The following is a 17,228-nucleotide window of genomic DNA, read 5'->3' on the forward strand; positions in this document are numbered from 1 at the left end:
CATTATGATTTTACAGCAATTATCATAAATCTTTTTGAATTCGTATAAATCCCTTTTTCAGAACTATTTGCATCAATGAACTTTTGTAATATAGTAAAATCATCTTCCTCTTCTCCAAATCTACGAATAATAGGTGTATGTTTTAATAAGAAAATAAGATCTTCAGGCGTACTGTAATAATCAGTAACATCATATTCACGTACTTGCACGAGTTCAAATCCTGCATTTATAAGTTCACCCATATACTTTTCTTTTAAAGTTCCATCTCTTTCACCTAAGCATTGTCCTCTTCCAAATGCTTCTTTTAGGTTCAATTTATCATGTTCGCTAACTTGTTGCGTTAAAAACAAAGCGCCTTTTTTCATTACTTTTGCTAATTCGGATGCTAAAAATGGTGCGTGACAACTAGAAGCAATATCAAAATGCGCATGTGGAAACGTTAAAGCTTCAGAATCCATTTGAAGAAACTCAACATTTTGTACATCTGATTTTTTCAAGTTAGAATGTGCTGTTTCAATCATGCCATTAGAATTATCTATTCCAATTAACAATTTAGCTGAAGATGATATATTAAGTACATTTTCTCCTCCACCTGTACCAACATCAAGTAAAATATGTGATGGTTTGCATCTTTCTTTTACCTCTCTATAAAAGTCCCATGAATCTCCTACAGTTTCACATTTTATTTTACTAAAATCCCATCCATTTAACCTTCCTACTTTATCATAAAAGTTTTTGTACTCTAATTCGTTCATTTTTTGTTTTCCCCTTTAGTGATATGTAATCACAAACTTATTAGTTAATTATATATTACAAAATATAAAATTTCAGAAAAACATTCCAAACACCACATTTAGTTTACATAACGTTTTTATAATCTATTACTATTTGTACATTCTAAATGCCTCCTTTCCCACTACCACACAAACTACCCAAAACAGCGCTTACTGATTTTCCATGTTTAAATAAGCTATATTCCACTTTAGGTGCTATTTCTTGAGGAATTTCCCGGTTATTAATTGATCTCGTTCCAATCCCACTTAAGTTCCTTGAGATATATCTAGGATTAAAAAGCCCCTTATAAATGTGGATTTATAATCCTAATTTAGAAACTGCTGAAGTAATACAGGGTCCTCTTTTAAAAGTTCTGCTAAAAACAAAAGTTGCGGAAAAGGTTGTAAGATTAATTCTTTATCCATTTTTTCTTTCAATATGGCTATTCCACCTTGCTTTATATAATCGTTTAGTGTGATTGCCTTACTACAAATAAGTCTAATATCACTTACTGAAAGTAATAAGAGCCCGTTCGTTTCAGAAGATGGAGTTGGTTCATTTTCTGAATATGCCATATACATAATAGATAAAGTTTCATCTGGACTATCAATAATTAATATTGGATCGATTTCATTTTCTACTTTTATTTTCTTTGATTGTGCATTCCAATTCTGTTTGTAGTATGTACTTGGTGAACTCAAAATAGTAATATCAATAGTAGCTTCTTCTCTCACTTCTCTTTTAGCCGTTTCTACTGCTGTTTCTTCATCTTCTTTATGTCCTCCAAGCCTTACTACACCTAATGTATCTCCTTTACTCGTTGGTCCAACCTGAAAAACAAATAGATTTTTATACATTACATACGCACCAGAAGTTCTTACATTCTTATTTATATGTATTAATATTCTACCTCCTAAGAATCTTTGAATAAGATAGTTTACTATAATTTTATTATGTTTTCAAATGATCTTCAATCCAATTCACAGCATCAACTAGATTTTGCGCTATATAATCAGGTACCACTTCTTCCCACAAATTTCTATACTTTGTTAATGAACTTTCTCCCCATCCTGTTCTCACTAAAATCTTTTTCATATTAGCCCTTTCAGCTGCAAACATATCTGTACTCCCTGTATCTCCAATAAGAAAACATTCTTTTAAGCATAAATCATGTTTTTCTGCTGCTTTTAAAAGTAAACCTATATTCGGTTTTTGGCAGTCGCAACTACTATTCATTTTATGTGGACAATAGTACATTCCATCTATATATACACCTTCATCTTTTAAAATTTGTTGCATCTTTTGAAATCCTTTAAGCAGTTCTTTTTCGGTAAACTATCCCCTTCCAATTCTAGTTTGATTTGTATATAAAAACACTTTTAATCCTAAGTTATTTAACCTTTGAATTGCTTTAGGTGCAAAATCAAATAATGTAAATTCATTCGGGTGAACTCCTCCACCTGTCCCTCCAATTGTTCCATCTCTATCTAAAAATACTGCCTTCATTTTTATTTCCTCCTAAAAGTTTAAAAATACCTCTAAAAAGTAGGATTCATCTAAAAATTACAGAATTCTATATATAACAAGTATTGGACGGATGATTTTCAAATTCCTCTATAATAAAGGTGGTTCAAACAGTTGTGAAATTTATACTAGAACGCAGGCTTACCATTAAGACAACTTTCTCTAAAGAATACAAGATTTTCATTTTTGGTTTACTCATTTCACGAATTGGGGATTCACTATATACTTTTGCATTGCCTTGGATTGCCTATCAATTAACCGGTTCAGCTGTAATTATGAGTTCTTTATTTGCTATTAATGTATTGCCAATTGTTTTATTCGGCCCTTTAGTTGGTGTAATAATTGATCGATACGATCGAAAAAAGTTACTTTGGATAGCGGATATTACAAATATTATTTTAGTAAGTCTTGTACCAATTCTACACGCATTACATCTATTAGAAATCTGGCATTTATACGTAATTACTTTTATCTTAGCAGTTATGTCCATGCTTTTTGATGTAACAACTGTTACAGTCATTCCACATATTGCAGGTGCATCATTAACAAAGGCTAATTCTTTCTATCAAATGGTCAATCAATTGGCTAGTTTATTTGGTCCAATGATAGCTGGGATTTTCATTTCTTTTATTGGCGGCTTTCAAGTGCTTTGGATTAATGTTCTTTCATTTATTGCAACATTAGTTGCTGTGATATTATTACCGTCTATGAAAACCGTAAACAAGAAATGCGAAGATAAAAATGCACTTCAAAATGTACTAGCTGATTTGGTTAATGGATTTAAATGGATCAAAAATGATTGCTTAAATTTAGCTTTATCTTTTCAAGCAATGATTGGAAACTTTGGAGCAAGTGCGGTTTTAGGTGTGTTCATGTATTATTTACTGTTCACATTGCAACTTACACCGGAACAAAGTGGCTTTAATTATTCATTAATTGGAATAGGTGGTCTTTTAGGAAGCTTGATTGTAGTTCCTTTAGAAAAAAGAGTGCAACGTGGCATTCTAATTCCTTTACTATTATTTGTTGGAGCAATTGGCTTAACTTTCGCGCTTTGGAGTACATATTGGCTTGCTCCCGGTATTGCTTTCGGTATTGCAATGACTTGCAATATTGCATGGAATACAATTGTAGCCACAGTTCGCCAAGAAACCGTTCCATCAAATATGCAAGGAAGGGTTTTAGGATTTTCGCGTGTACTTACACGCTTAGCAATGCCACTCGGGGCATTAGTAGGAGGTATTATTTCAGCCTATAATCCAGTACTTGTATTTGCTTTAGCTGCTTTCACGAAACTACTTGAAGTTGTTATTGCAATATATAGCCCGATACGCAAAATATGATGGATGGAAAGATAATTATGTATGATTAGTTAATTGAAGTTGAGAAACTTAAATATCTATTACAATGCGCTAATTTTGTAGATTTGCAAAGAAAATTGTGCTAGTCATTGATGAATCGAATCAAGAAATAATTTCTCTTGATATTTATGGATGAATTGATAAAGAAAAAAGGCATTATGTATATGCCTTTTTTCTTTATCATCATTTTACTGGATAACAAACTTCTGTAACCCACTTATTAGGATCCGATTCCATCGCTGGGCTCACATGATAAATGTTAAACATCGGGCCTGCTAATTCGTAACCTTCTGTCTCAATCCATTTTGCCGCAGCTTCATTTACAGCTGTCATTTGTTCATAACTTCCATTAACCGTTATGGAAGCTACATTAGTTGATTTTACATTTTTAAATGTAACATCTTTTGTATTTTCTTGATTCTCTAAAATACTTAGCTGTATTTCTACATCTACATCATTTTCTTTGTATTCACGATCATGGAAAACTGCAATACTATAACTCGGATGGGCAATACTAATATCTTTCATTTGTATTTCTTGCATTAATATACCCCATAAATCCCCTTCGCGATTATAAGATGGAATAATCTTTCTAACACTGGCTACATTTCTTTCTGGAATTTCTTTTATTGAAACATGATAGTTCATCTCAACTACATCCTCTCTCATCGATTTCATTGAGGCTTCAAGAAGACGTAATTGTTTTTGGAGGCCATCCATTTCATCCTTTATTTGAGCACTACGATTTTCAAATTGTGATTTTATTACTTCCATATTTTCACTTGCAACTATTTCTTTAATAGTTGCAATATTAAATCCCATATCTTTTAATGTTTGAATTTGATTTACTTTCTTTAGCTGTGCTGCTGCATAGTATCGATAACCACTTTGTTCATCGACTTTTACTGGTTGTAATAATTCCACTTTATCGTAGTGTCTCAGCATACGTATACTAATGGAAGATAACTTTGAAAAATCTCCTATTTTAAACATGATTTCCTCCTAAAATTCACATCTACTTCGAAGCTCAACTTTATCTTAAACAATGACATCGTGTGAGAGTCAACTGTTTATAAAGCTTAAATTATATTTCTTTAATTATTTACCTTTATACCTTTTTCCTCCTTAAGGCTATAAAGATTGAAATTAGCCCGTTCACAGCTAATAAAGTTACAATAATACTTGTAAATAAAGCTACGTCTGGCGCAAACATTTTAATCGTACGCCATGGTGATCTTATACTATAAGTAAGAATTGGGATGAACGTAATAAATAATAGTAGGTATAGAATCCCTATGGATAACCAAATTACCTTTTTTGCAGTTTTCATATGTTTATACTTTTTAATTAACATAAATGATATTATGAAAAGTATAAGTGTAACTATCAACAAAATAATTTGTGTTAATGGTATGTTTTTAGGGATATCAACCGGTTCTTCCTCATTCAAAATACTAATAATCCCATTTTTCAATTCCGATAGTGCTGGTTCTTCTAAAACATGATTTTTATTTGTTAAAATCACACCACCCCAGCCACTTTTATTTAAAATAAATATTTCTGCACGAGCATCGGGCGTTGATCCTGAATGCCAAATCATCGTTTCACTTTCATTTATATTTGTTGTTCTTAATCCGAAACCATAACTTTTTTCTGAATTTATTTTATAAAGTGGTGAAAGGTAAAGATCCATGTTTTCTTGCTTTAAGAATTGAGCATCCTCTGACCGATTCAAAAACATAATATATTGAATCATATCTTCTAAATTTGCAGTAATATAGCCATACGGTGCCCCGGCATTATCATAGGCGACTATACTTTTTTTCGGTATGCCAAACCAAGACTGATAACCTGTTAAATAACCTTTTTCATATGCAGTTTCTTTACTTGCTGCCGCGCCATTCATATTTAATGGCTGAAAAATATGCTTTTCCATATATGATGAATATGTTTCATTTGTGACTCCTTCAATAAGTGCACCTAATAGAATATAATTCGCATTACTATATTGATATTTTTCACCTGGTGGAGCAGTTAATTTTACATTTGAAAGTTTCATTACATTTTCTTTTAATGCTGTAGAATTTTTGGATTGTTTATCTGATAATGCTAATCCCTCATATGTACTGATTCCACTTGTATGAGTTAATAGATGTCGGATTGTTATAGTTGAGGATATTTGAGAATCTTTTAGTTTAAACCATGGAAGGTATCGTTGAACTGGATCCTCTAATTTTAATTTTTTATCTTCTATTAATTTTACTATAGCTAAAGCTGTTAAAGGTTTACTTATTGAGCCGATTGCAAATGGGGTTTTACTAGTTACCTTTTTTTCAGATTCTCCAGTAATTCCTATCGTTTTTGTGAAAAATACATCTTTTTTATGTACAATTGCAACAGAAGCTCCTGGAATGTTCTGCTCCTTTATAAATTTTTCAATATACTTATCTAATGCAATTTTAATATTCTGCTGAGCATAAACTTTTGGATCTGTAATACATAACATTAATACATTACAAAGAATATAAATTAGAGACATTTTATAGATCGTATTCTTCATTATGCTTTAGACAGCTTTCTTTTTTATAATTTACTAAACTAATAAATACTGCTACAGAGAGCATAAAACTAATCATTATTAATAATGAATTCCACCATTGATTTTCTGAAATACGATATAAAAGATTATACTGGAATGTATTTTTACTATTAGTTGGATTAAATGATTGAGTTAAAAATATTGTAAATATAGTTTGCGAGATGAGGTAAGTAATAACTGCGATGAATATGCCACGTAAGATAGATGTGTTTAATTTACCCTTTTCATTTTTAAGTTGTTTCATTTTAACTTGTAAATCAATTTCATTTATTTCTAAATAATCTTGAACAAATAATTGAGGTGTACCTAAATCATCTATACTATCTTCACCATGTTCACGACATTCTTGAATATGTTCTAATATTTGTCGCTTAACATTTTCCATTTCTTCTAAACTAATATCGTATTGCTTTAATTCCTTAAGTACGTCTGTTAAAAATTGCTTTTCTTTACCTATTAATCTATTCCTCATTTCAGAAGGTCTCCTTTCAAACCACTTTTTAATAATGTTTGAATATCCGATTGCAATTCTAACCACTCGTTAATTTTCTTCTCAAGACGTATTTTTCCGTTTTCATTAATTTCATAATAAATCCTAACTTTACCATTGTCTGTTACTTCTTGATAAGTATTAACCCACTCTTGATTTTTCAACTTAGTTAAAATGGGGTAAATACTTCCTACTCCTTTCAATTTTAAATTGTTTACTTCAAGTTCTTTCATAATCTCATAACCATAACTTTTCTTTTTCGACAAAATAGATAATACACACATTTCTAAATGACCTTTAATTAAACTTGTTCTGTCCATAGGATAAATTTAACAGAAATATATACTTCATTCAAGTATATATTTCTGTTAAATCCAAAAAATCAGACAACATAACGAAGATATTATAAGCAAAAGATATTACTTGCGAACTGTTTTCACCCCTAACAACCACTTTTATAATATAATAATTACATAATATATCAACTGTTCGTCCCTTTTATTTTTCTATCTCTCCTCCATATCGTTGGAAATGTAGTATACGGGACATAAAAATACTAAAAAATCCAATTCCTTAATTTTCACATTAAGAAATTGGATCTTCTTTCATTACCTTGTAATACTCATACTGCGTTATTATAAACATTATAAAAAATATACGTTTTATATAAGTTATGTTAATAACACATAAACTAATAAAACTTTACTGATTACTCTCCAAACATTCATAAACCGCCATCATATCTCGTTTATCCAATTCACGAATGCGATTAAAAATTGGTATTTGCACAACAGCTTCTGTTAATAAGCTTTCATCCACAACATCATTAACTTTTCCAGTTAACCATGTGTGTACATCCACACCCTCAACAACTTCTTTTAGTCCTTCGTCATTAATACCAGTTGCATTACAAGTTACACATGGAATTGTTAGTTTAAATACACCATCATGTAGATTATCTTCCGTTATAACTTTCTTTCCTTTACAGAATGGACATGGATTAATTTTTTTAATTTTGTTAATTTGGGTAACTAACTTTTTGTATCCAAACGCTTCGTATACATACGTAAGTTTTTTATATTTACCATTTGTGAAATACTTATCTATGATGGTTTCTCTCGTTTCATAAACATTAGGGAAATCACAAACAGTTACTTGATTATTAATACTAATGGATTCGATATTTCCTTTTATTTCGTCCCAGAATGGTAAGACATTTTGTAACACCATTTCATAGTTTGAAAAGCTTGCCTGTTCTAATTCAAACATTTTCAGTGCAACTTGTGCTTTTCTTGGCAGTAAAGAAACATCTTCTGTCAATCTCATATCGCCACCAACAATAAATTTCAATTTTTGAAGTGCAGGTAAATCACCGACTATCTTCAACACTTCATCAACTGGTTGATTGATAATTTCCCGAATATCGAAGTTACCAAATTTAAGCGGTTTATGATGATTTAATACCGTCCCTTCACAAATTGGACATGTCATCTTTTCTTTAGAAGTCTTAATTTCTTCTTTAATAGCTGCTTTTGAAATAACAATATATCCACCAATAATCGTATTAAATCCTACCCATGTTCTGCGTGTCTTTCCTTTTTTATCATAAAATGATTTTTCAAAATATCCGTACCAAAACGTATGCTTTTCTTCTTCTGACATATCATTATAGCTCTTTGATAAATCGTGACCAAGCTCATTTTTAATTTCTTCAAATAGAAATTCTATTTTTTCATATTGATAAAATTTTAATGCTTTCATGATTTCCGGATCGAATAAACCGTCCCAAAATGGAACATTTTTATCTTGAATTGTAATCTCTTTATCGAAAACTTCAATTTGAAGGCGTCCAGAACAAGATGGACAATGATTATCCTGTGAATAGAAATCAAAACTTCTCGTATCTTTATTAGTTGGATGAGCAGCTACAATATGATTAATTAGTCCACCAATCTCATATAAGAAACTATATTGACTATATAAATGTCTTTCAAGATCAATAGCAACAACAGGTGCAATTATATCAGATTCATATTCACCATAAATTAAACGGGCCATTGATGATAAACTTTTTAAAATACCACCCTTATAAATGTTTTCGGCATTTTTAAAATAGTTAATATGATTTTCTTCTATATAGTGAACGCCTTCTTTATGCTTAAGCGCTGAAGAAATATGTATTTGCTCAGTATTATTCACACTGCTTTTTTGACGATAATAATCTTCATGACTTACTACATCAAGATGCTTTATAGATTCAGGCTGTCTTTTCCCGAAATCTACAATATAATCAGAGCTTTCTAACATGTAACTATTATGTTCAATCATAATGATAGAGACTGATTCATCTTGCAATATCCCCCTAACACTATGTATAAATTGATTTAAAATATTTTGGGATAAACCTTTTGAAGGCTCATCAAAGATAAATAATGTATGTGGATTTCTTGTGTTCGCAAATAACTCCGAAACTAAATGAACACATTGAAATTCACCCGTTGATAATGTTTGTGTTTTTCTTTCTAACGTTAAATAACCAAGTCCTAATTTAATGAGTAGACTCAAGCGTTTATACGCAATATCTTCATTTGGAAGTTCATCTATAATATCCTCAATCGAACGCTCAAAAATATCATCAATTTCTTCGCTAAACTTTGTTAGTTTCTTTTTAATATCTAGGAACGTGGCTACAGTTGATCGATTTGTAATGGATTGATTTCGATCTTGTCCGACCATAACTAGTTTATCTTTTGGATATCGTTTCAAGAAATCTGTAGCTAAACATTCGTTAACAAGTGTAGATTTCCCGCATCCAGATTCTCCTGTAACCGTCACAAGCCTATTTTTAGGAATTTGAAACTCCGTCATTTGGATATTACGGCAATATAATTCTTGGAATACATAATATTCTGTTGGTACTTCTTTATTTAGATCCGACAGTATTGGTTTTGGTCTTGGTGATTCTTTCACAATTTGTCCACCATATTTTCCGCTACCAGGCCCAAAGAACAATTGCTCATCTGTTGTATCCAGTACTGTATCTGAATGATCAATGAGCCAAATTTGATTTTTACACCCTAACTGCTTAATCTCTTCTAATATTTGTAATAATGTTTCATGATCAAGTCCAACTGAAATCTCATCAATAATAATTACAGCATTTTCACTTACTGCCATGAATTCAGCCAAATAAAGTCGTGTTAACTCTCCACCTGACAACGTACCCATAATTCGATTTAATGTTAAATAACCAATATTCATATTAATTATATTTTGCAGTATATGTTGTTTTGCTTCACTAATATTTAACACTTCTGCTAACGAAAGAATAGATTCAACACTTAAATCATTAATATTTGAAATTGTATGTGGTTTAGCAAATAAATCTATCGTATGTTGTTCGATTTCTTCACTATAACGTTTTCCCTTACATTTTTTACACTCAATATTTTTAGTAGTGCCTCGGCCTTTACAACCAGTACACCAACCTAACTGATTATTAAACGAAAAAACCTCAGGGGAAAGATGAAATACTTCAGCAAGTTTTTCGCGAACTTCAGTAAACACACCAGTATGAGTACCTATCGTTGAACGTGGGTTGGAAGAAATCGATGATTTTGCTAGAAAAAGTACTAAAGGCATATCCTCCATCTTAATAGCACTAAAATTTGTTTCCATGATATTAGGAAATAAATACTGATATTCAGCCTTTGGCAATAAAGAAACTAATCGTTTTTTTGATTCTTCGCCAATCGTTTGACAAAAAGTTGTTTTACCTGATCCTGATAAACCAGCGATTCCAAACGACTTATTAAATGGAATAGCTGTATCTAATTTATTTATGTTATTAGCAATTAATTGATTTACTTTCATATTGACCTCTATTCTTATTTTTCATCAAAACCATTTTTAAAATGTAATAACTACATAATAAAAATAACCTTTTATGCAATTATCCTCTTACTTCAAGAACCTTACCCTTATATATTTCAAACCATTGTTGCCATTCATCTTTAGAAAATTCTTTTTCTTCTCCTTCAATAACGAAAGAAAAAAGATCTAAACAAATATGCCAACCAGCTATATCTTTCGGTGTATGATCTGTTAACTCATGAATGTATTCTTTAAGAAGTAAAAGAGTACCATTTTCCTCTTTATGTATTTCAAATCGGATACGATCTTTATCCCAAGTAAATTCAAGCACTGCGTTTACTTGACACTCTAAAATATCAATATTTATAAATGAACCTTCCATCATGTCAAACTTGATTATTCCACCTGTTTTAAGGCTTTCAATCTGTAAATTAGACATCCATTTTTTAAGCTTACTGTTTTCTGTTAATACAGACCAAACTTCCTCTATTGTATATGGAAATTGGCGTTCAAATTTTACAATATACCCATCAGTTACTTTTTCAATTTCAGCTATCATATTGATTACCCCCTATGCAGAATGTATGTTCTCACTTCATTTTACACGAATATAATTATAAAATAAATATTTATGTCACCGAAGTATTAATTTAAAGTTAATGGTGCTGAAAAACTTAAATATTTTCTAAATCGAGTTATATTTTGTTGAGAATGAATATCATGTATGTCCATTTCCTTATTAAATAAAAACTTACGTACAAAAAAAGCCGCATTTGCGACTTGTGAAATGATAGAATTTACTCTTGTTTTTGTTGAATGATTTAGCGCTTAATCGCATCGACAATTAGCGATGGAAAACCAAGTTTATTACCTTTATTTCTAGAATCATACCTTTTAGAACGGAAAATAACACCGTCGTTTGCATCCCATTCGTTGTAATAAAACTGACCATTTTCATCACAATATTCAAGTAAAACCACCTCAAATCCAGCAGTTTCAAACATTTTCGTTAATGTTTTATAATTATGAACGATTTTATGACTTGCTGCTGGATGATTTTTCGGACCTGGTCCGCCTATTTGAACTATATTTTGGTATGCTTCGTCTTGGAAAAACGCATCAGGAACACCGCACCGAATGTGCCCTGCTGGCTTTAAAAATTCATAACAAATTTCTGCTGCCCTTACACCTTCTTCAAATGTAAGGTGTTCCCATACATGCTCAGCTAAAATAGCTGAAATAGAATTGTATTCAAATCTTTCTTCCCACGTAGCTTTATCTAGTAAATTAAGTTCATCTTCTTGTGTTTGAATCCAACCTGGATTATTATTAAAAACTCCAGCTCCAACTACTACTTTAATTTCATCTTGTTTTATTGCCACTACTTTCACCTCGTAAACATATTAATTATTAATATATTCTATGTTTACTATTATCCTTCCTTCTTCGACAAATTTAATAGCATGAGTCCAGTACAATACCGAACTCGTGCTGGAGATTTTTTCTAACACAACGATTTTCTAACTTTATGGAATCAGTTCCTAATACACAACTGTTTTTATACGAATTATATACGATTTTTCTTACATAAGCATAACACACCAAATATTAGCACAAAACCAATCACGTAAAAACTTATTGTTCCGCTGCCACCAGTATTAGGAATTACCCAATTATTTTTCACATTTTTCACTGTTAGTTTTTGTGTCCTTACCGCTTCTGTAATTTCTATTTCTATTGGATCTCTTAGTAACATATATCCGTTTGGCGCTTTTATTTCTTTAATCGTATACTTTCCAAGTACTAGCTGGTTGGAAATCACCTTTCCTTTTTCATCCGTTGTTAATCTAGTAACTTCTTTACCTTCTTTATCTAAGACTTGAAATACAGCACCTTTTAGTTTTAAATTAATATCCTTATCATCAACTTTCTCAATTTCAAATTGCCCAGTCGGATCTGGTAATTTCTTATTCCCTATTTTAATTTCTACTACTGTATCTTTTTCTATTTTTACAGCTATTTTATCTTTTAATAATTCGTAACCTTTAGGTGCTTCTACTTCCACTAGGGTATAGTTACCTATTGGCAATTCTTTTGATATCGCTTCTCCTTTTTCATCTGTTACTAACTCACCAACTACTTTTTTATTTGAATCTTCAATATGAAACTTTGCCCCTGCTAGCTTTTTATTTTTATCGCTCGTATCTACTTTTACTAACTTCATTTTCCCCATTGGATCTGGTAATTTCTTATTCCCTATTTTACTTTCTACTACTACATCTTTTTCTACTTTTACAGCTATTTTATCTTTTAATAAGTCATAACCTTTAGGTGCTTCTACTTCCACTAGGGTATAGTTACCTATTGGTAATTCCTTTGATATCGCTTCTCCTTGTCCATCTGTTACTAACTCACCAACTACTTTTTTATTTGAATCTTCAATATGAAACTTTGCTCCTGCTAGCTTTTTATTTTTATCTCCCGTATCTACTTTCACTAGCTTCATTTTCCCCATCGGATCTGGTAATTTCTTATTTCCTATTTTAATTTCTACTACTGCATCTTTTTCTATTTTTACAGCTATTTTATCTTTTAATAATTCGTAACCTTTAGGCGCTTCTGTTTCCACAAGAGTATAGTTACCTATTGGTAATTCTTTTGATATCGCTTCCCCTTTTTCATCTGTTACTAACTCACCAACTACCTTTTTATTTGAATCTTCAATATGAAACTTTGCCCCCATCAATTCTTTATTATCATTATTACTATCTACTTTTTTTATCTTTACTTTTCCTGTACTAGGCTTGTTCCAATGTTGCCAATTAAATTTGAAATTGTGAAATTCAAATCCACCAGTTTGTTGTACTGCACCGACAAATGCTTGTCCATTAATCGAACCGCCTTTTGTTTCTAATACAGCATTTGGAGCAAACACACTCCCAACGACACCATATCCCTCTGTTGTGATCTTTTTTGTATTAGGAAAAACCCAAATCACCTTCCCGTATAACTCAGTGAACGGTGAATTAGGAGAATAGGGTTGTGATGTAGGAATTATATCTGTAGCCCTACCAATATTGTTCGTGTCATATAAGATAGCACCATTTTTAAATGTAACCTCTATTGCATCCGAATACATAACGATAAAATCTTTTCCTTTAGCATTAGGTAAAAAGACATCTCTTATATCTAAATTGATTTTCCCTACCAGTTCTGATGAAACATAAATATTAGGATTGTTTATATCTTTTCCGATTCCATAACTCATATTTGGAATTGGGGTATTCGTTTTATATTGACCTGCATTTTTACTGACTTGGTTCACTATGTTGTGAAATTCATTAAATTTCGCGTCAATTTCTAGTTTTTCTTTATAAACGATACGATCATAAGAAGATTGTATGATACGATCTGGATCACTCTCTTTTGTCATTACGACTATTCCGTTTTGAATGATAAAAGATTCCTCTCTTGATTTTTTAAATTTTCCAGACAATAACAAGGATGGATATCCCTCATCATCCCATTTTTCCCCAACTATATTAGATGTTCCCGCTGCTGCACCTACAATTGTATAACCAGATGCATCCATATCACCTTGAACTGCAATTGCTCCTTCAATGTCTCCACCTACTGCTATATGGTTACCAAAGACAACAGCATTATAACGCGATATATCCCCTAGACCTTCTAAGTTAGTCGTGGATCCATATGCTTCTTTTGGTGCATATACGACAAAACTTACACATAACATTAACAAAACCATAAAATGAATACTTACCAACTTTAATTGTAACTTCAATTCCTTTGTTCCCACCTTTACCGTATTTTTTCTACAGTCGAATAAAGTGAAACTTTTTTCAGTAAGGATTTACTTCATCCCCTATATACCTTCTTTACTTATCTCTGGATTTTCGGTCCCACTGCCCATTAATACAGGATAAATAAATTCATTCTATCGAGTTAATTTTTTCTTATAAATTGCGACTAGTAACACACATAATAATAGGATTAAGATTACTACGGTCCACTTATTAAACATAAATATCTCTTTACCCATTTTTTGTTTTTCTTTCTCGTTAAACTCCACACGCTCACCTCGAACCAGTAATCTATTTGTGTTTACTCCATAAGGCGTACATGTAATTAATGTTATATAATCTTTATTTTTCACAATTTTTAAATCGTCCGTTTCGTGTGGTAACACTACTTTAATTTGATCTACTTTATAAGCAAGAATTTTGTCTAAAGAATGAATATAAAAAAGATCTCCTTCACTCAACTTATCTAAATCTGTAAATAATTTTGATGATGGTAAACCACGATGCCCTGTTAAAATAGTGTGCGTATTTTCTCCACCTACTGGAAGTGAAGAATAATCTAAATGACCTACCCCGCGACTCAATACTTCCTCAGAGGTCCCTTGATAGATTGGCAGTTTTATATTAATTTTCGATATTTCAATATACCCCATTACATCACCTAAATTTAACGCATCAGCATACGCTTGATGATTATTTTTTTCTTCAGAAAATGGATCTGCAAATGTTTTCATGGAAGTTTGAACTTGTTTATTATATTCGGTTGCTTCTTTTTCCCTACGTTCAACTTCTTTCTTTTGTAGTACTTTGATCTTCTTATCGTAGGAGCTAATCTCAGAATAATGTGCACGAGTCGCCAACCAATTACTAATAGTAGGATATAAAAAAATAGCTAATCCAAATAAAAAAATACCTCCTAAAACAAGATTTCGTTTCATATTTCCACCTCTGTATATACTAAAATATTGAAAAGAGGGAAGCATTTTGCTTCTCCCCTTTTCACATCACTTGGTTACATGTTCCTAAAACCTTAATTATTAGCAAACTTTTTTCTAAAGAAAACAAATGCCGCTGTAGCCATTAACGTAAGACCTAGTACAGTAAATAGAGTCGTTCCGATACCACCCGTTACAGGAAGAATCCATCCACTTTTATTATTTTCAATCGATAATTTAACCGTTTGATTATTTTCGCTAATCTTTACATCAATAGGGTCCTTTAATAATTGATATGAAGCTGTTATACCATCTTCTTTTGTATAAATTGGTGCTTTCGTTTCAAAAATTTGATAGTCTCCATACGGAATGTTAGTCCATTTAATAACACCATTTTCATCTGATACACCTGTGACTTCTTTACCTGCCACAACAACTATTTTTCCATTTTTATCTTTAAGTACAAACTCCGCACCTTTTAATTTCTTCTTATCAGCACCATCAACTTTTGTTAACTCGATAATTCCAGTTGTCGGAACAACAACTACAGGTTTAGATTCCTTTTCTCCAATTACATCATTTTTATTTATAAAATCAATTTTTGCTGTATTTAAAATTTCCGAACCAGATAGTACTCCTTCTTTTACTTGTGATTTAATTTGTAAATGAAATTCTTTTTTACCATCTAACTTTGTGAAATCTTTTACTATGGCTGTTACTTTTTGGCCTTCTACAGCTACCTCTACAATGCTTGCATTTACTTCCGCTCCATCAATTTTTACGACTGGTTTTCCTTGAATCATTAAACGATCGTCTAAAGTATCTGTTACTACATATTTTTTGTATTCTTTAATGTCTTCTGGAATTAATGTTTTGATATCATAATTGTAATTAGTTAACGGATTAATTGGTAACGCTTCCAAATTCCCGTTAATCTTTTTATCAATACTTGGTTCTTCATAGTTTTGCACTTCTACTTTAACTACTGTACCAGAAGTAATTGTTCCATCTTCGTTAATAGTTCCGGAGGTCTTTATAAAAAACTCGTGTTTAGTCGGATCTAGTACATACCCTTTCGGCGCTTTTGTCTCTTGGAAATAGTATTCCCCATACTCTAATCCTTGCACGCGAATATGCCCATTACCATCTGTTGCTAACTCTTTTTTCACTTCTGTACCATCTTTTTTTAATAAAGAGAATACTGCACCTGCTAATGCTTTTTCATTTGCACCAGTTTTTACTAAATCAACTGCACCACGTTTAATCTCATTTTTCGGATACATATGAACATCATAGTTTAGTACCTTACCCTCTTTATTCGTTAATGGAATATCCACTGTATACGTATTTGGATTTAGGTTAACATGCGGAGGTCCTGCCACTTCTTTCACTTCATAACGTCCTAGCGGAAGATCTTTTAATACAGCTTGTCCGTTATCATCTGTTACTACTTGAGTTGGAGTTGCTCCCATTACAGGCTTCACATCTTCTTTCACGATTTTCCCATCGTTTGAAATTTTTTCAAACGACGCAACCCTTTTCACTTCAAACGTTACACCTTTTAATGGTTTCGCATTTGTTGGTACCTCTTGATTTGCAGAGCCATCACCTTCTAGCCCCGATGCGCCATCTTTTTCTTGTTCATATTTATGAATCGTTAAAGTACCTTTGGATGGTGAAGCTGCCTTTACTAATACACTAGACCATGTAGAAAATGTTAAGAAAAATACTAAAAGCACACTAAATATTTTTTTCATTTCTCTTATCCCCTTTACTACTTCTATCATTTTAAAAATCTCTTTATTACTATTACCCTCTTAAAAGTAATAGTGTGCCAAGTACCAGATTTAA

General features: G+C 31.6%; 15 protein-coding genes and 1 pseudogene. 1 reads left to right on the plus strand and 15 read right to left on the minus strand.

Annotated features, from left to right (window positions below; translation table 11 throughout):
- Positions 1–2: 2 nt before the first annotated feature.
- The 5 genes and pseudogenes from JDS99_RS07100 to JDS99_RS31910 form a co-directional block, all read right to left on the minus strand.
- Entirely contained in the window at positions 3–755 is a 753-nt protein-coding gene (locus JDS99_RS07100; protein WP_199694818.1) for a class I SAM-dependent methyltransferase, read from the minus strand.
- Positions 756–871: 116 nt separating this feature from the next.
- A pseudogene (locus JDS99_RS07105) lies at positions 872–1,034 on the minus strand (winged helix-turn-helix transcriptional regulator); the annotation flags it as partial.
- Between the two features lie 66 nt (positions 1,035–1,100).
- Positions 1,101–1,631, minus strand: coding sequence for an NUDIX hydrolase (locus tag JDS99_RS07110; protein ID WP_199694819.1), 531 nt, complete (start codon positions 1,629–1,631; stop codon positions 1,101–1,103).
- A 94-nt stretch (positions 1,632–1,725) separates the two neighbouring features.
- The gene (locus tag JDS99_RS31905) at positions 1,726–2,073 is read right to left on the minus strand and encodes an HAD-IIIA family hydrolase (protein ID WP_242475694.1); all 348 of its coding nucleotides are present in this window, start codon (positions 2,071–2,073) and stop codon (positions 1,726–1,728) included.
- A 36-nt stretch (positions 2,074–2,109) separates the two neighbouring features.
- Entirely contained in the window at positions 2,110–2,280 is a 171-nt protein-coding gene (locus JDS99_RS31910; protein WP_242475696.1) for an HAD family hydrolase, read from the minus strand.
- Between the two features lie 134 nt (positions 2,281–2,414).
- Here JDS99_RS31910 and JDS99_RS07120 point away from each other — a divergent pair, with 134 nt between their 5' ends.
- On the plus strand, positions 2,415–3,641 hold the full coding sequence (locus JDS99_RS07120; protein ID WP_199694820.1) for an MFS transporter: 1,227 nt from the start codon (positions 2,415–2,417) through the stop codon (positions 3,639–3,641).
- Positions 3,642–3,842: 201 nt separating this feature from the next.
- On the opposite strand, the gene JDS99_RS07125 is transcribed toward JDS99_RS07120, so the two are convergent.
- The 10 genes from JDS99_RS07125 to JDS99_RS07170 form a co-directional block, all read right to left on the minus strand.
- Positions 3,843–4,652, minus strand: coding sequence for a MerR family transcriptional regulator (locus JDS99_RS07125; RefSeq protein WP_199694821.1), 810 nt, complete (start codon positions 4,650–4,652; stop codon positions 3,843–3,845).
- A gap of 115 nt (positions 4,653–4,767) precedes the next feature.
- Positions 4,768–6,219: a serine hydrolase domain-containing protein gene (locus JDS99_RS07130; RefSeq protein ID WP_199694822.1), complete on the minus strand. Its 1,452-nt coding sequence runs from the start codon at positions 6,217–6,219 to the stop codon at positions 4,768–4,770.
- Positions 6,200–6,730 carry a hypothetical protein gene (locus JDS99_RS07135; protein WP_199694823.1) on the minus strand — a complete coding sequence of 177 codons (531 nt, stop codon included), beginning with the start codon at positions 6,728–6,730 and terminating at the stop codon, positions 6,200–6,202. Before JDS99_RS07135 ends, JDS99_RS07130 begins: the two co-directional genes overlap by 20 nt.
- Entirely contained in the window at positions 6,727–7,068 is a 342-nt protein-coding gene (locus JDS99_RS07140; RefSeq protein ID WP_046955943.1) for a PadR family transcriptional regulator, read from the minus strand. Before JDS99_RS07140 ends, JDS99_RS07135 begins: the two co-directional genes overlap by 4 nt.
- A 382-nt stretch (positions 7,069–7,450) precedes the next feature.
- Positions 7,451–10,621: an ATP-binding cassette domain-containing protein gene (locus JDS99_RS07145; RefSeq protein WP_199694824.1), complete on the minus strand. Its 3,171-nt coding sequence runs from the start codon at positions 10,619–10,621 to the stop codon at positions 7,451–7,453.
- Positions 10,622–10,700: 79 nt separating this feature from the next.
- Positions 10,701–11,180, minus strand: coding sequence for an SRPBCC family protein (locus JDS99_RS07150; RefSeq protein WP_098857038.1), 480 nt, complete (start codon positions 11,178–11,180; stop codon positions 10,701–10,703).
- Between the two features lie 262 nt (positions 11,181–11,442).
- Positions 11,443–12,003: a class I SAM-dependent methyltransferase gene (locus JDS99_RS07155; RefSeq protein ID WP_199694825.1), complete on the minus strand. Its 561-nt coding sequence runs from the start codon at positions 12,001–12,003 to the stop codon at positions 11,443–11,445.
- A 185-nt stretch (positions 12,004–12,188) separates the two neighbouring features.
- A complete protein-coding gene (locus JDS99_RS07160) occupies positions 12,189–14,423 on the minus strand; it encodes a SpaA isopeptide-forming pilin-related protein (protein ID WP_199694826.1) in 2,235 nt (744 codons plus the stop codon).
- 153 nt (positions 14,424–14,576) lie between these two features.
- A complete protein-coding gene (locus JDS99_RS07165; protein WP_088063922.1) occupies positions 14,577–15,380 on the minus strand; it encodes a class C sortase in 804 nt (267 codons plus the stop codon).
- A 92-nt stretch (positions 15,381–15,472) separates the two neighbouring features.
- Complete coding sequence (locus JDS99_RS07170) at positions 15,473–17,134, minus strand: SpaA isopeptide-forming pilin-related protein (protein ID WP_199694827.1); 1,662 nt, start codon at positions 17,132–17,134, stop codon at positions 15,473–15,475.
- Positions 17,135–17,228: the final 94 nt, after the last annotated feature.

The organism is Bacillus cereus group sp. N6, assembly GCF_016483705.1.
Taxonomy (GTDB): domain Bacteria; phylum Bacillota; class Bacilli; order Bacillales; family Bacillaceae_G; genus Bacillus_A; species Bacillus_A wiedmannii.

Excerpts from the sequence above, each read along its gene's own strand:
- JDS99_RS07100 (WP_199694818.1), bottom strand. The coding sequence starts at position 755 with ATGAACGAATTAGAGTACAAAAACTTTTATGATAAAGTAGGAAGGTTA.
- JDS99_RS07110 (WP_199694819.1), bottom strand. The coding sequence starts at position 1,631 with ATGTATAAAAATCTATTTGTTTTTCAGGTTGGACCAACGAGTAAAGGA.
- JDS99_RS31905 (WP_242475694.1), bottom strand. The coding sequence starts at position 2,073 with ATGCAACAAATTTTAAAAGATGAAGGTGTATATATAGATGGAATGTAC.
- JDS99_RS31910 (WP_242475696.1), bottom strand. The coding sequence starts at position 2,280 with ATGAAGGCAGTATTTTTAGATAGAGATGGAACAATTGGAGGGACAGGT.
- JDS99_RS07125 (WP_199694821.1), bottom strand. The coding sequence starts at position 4,652 with ATGTTTAAAATAGGAGATTTTTCAAAGTTATCTTCCATTAGTATACGT.
- JDS99_RS07130 (WP_199694822.1), bottom strand. The coding sequence starts at position 6,219 with ATGAAGAATACGATCTATAAAATGTCTCTAATTTATATTCTTTGTAAT.
- JDS99_RS07135 (WP_199694823.1), bottom strand. The coding sequence starts at position 6,730 with ATGAGGAATAGATTAATAGGTAAAGAAAAGCAATTTTTAACAGACGTA.
- JDS99_RS07140 (WP_046955943.1), bottom strand. The coding sequence starts at position 7,068 with ATGGACAGAACAAGTTTAATTAAAGGTCATTTAGAAATGTGTGTATTA.
- JDS99_RS07145 (WP_199694824.1), bottom strand. The coding sequence starts at position 10,621 with ATGAAAGTAAATCAATTAATTGCTAATAACATAAATAAATTAGATACA.
- JDS99_RS07150 (WP_098857038.1), bottom strand. The coding sequence starts at position 11,180 with ATGATAGCTGAAATTGAAAAAGTAACTGATGGGTATATTGTAAAATTT.
- JDS99_RS07165 (WP_088063922.1), bottom strand. The coding sequence starts at position 15,380 with ATGAAACGAAATCTTGTTTTAGGAGGTATTTTTTTATTTGGATTAGCT.
- JDS99_RS07170 (WP_199694827.1), bottom strand. The coding sequence starts at position 17,134 with ATGAAAAAAATATTTAGTGTGCTTTTAGTATTTTTCTTAACATTTTCT.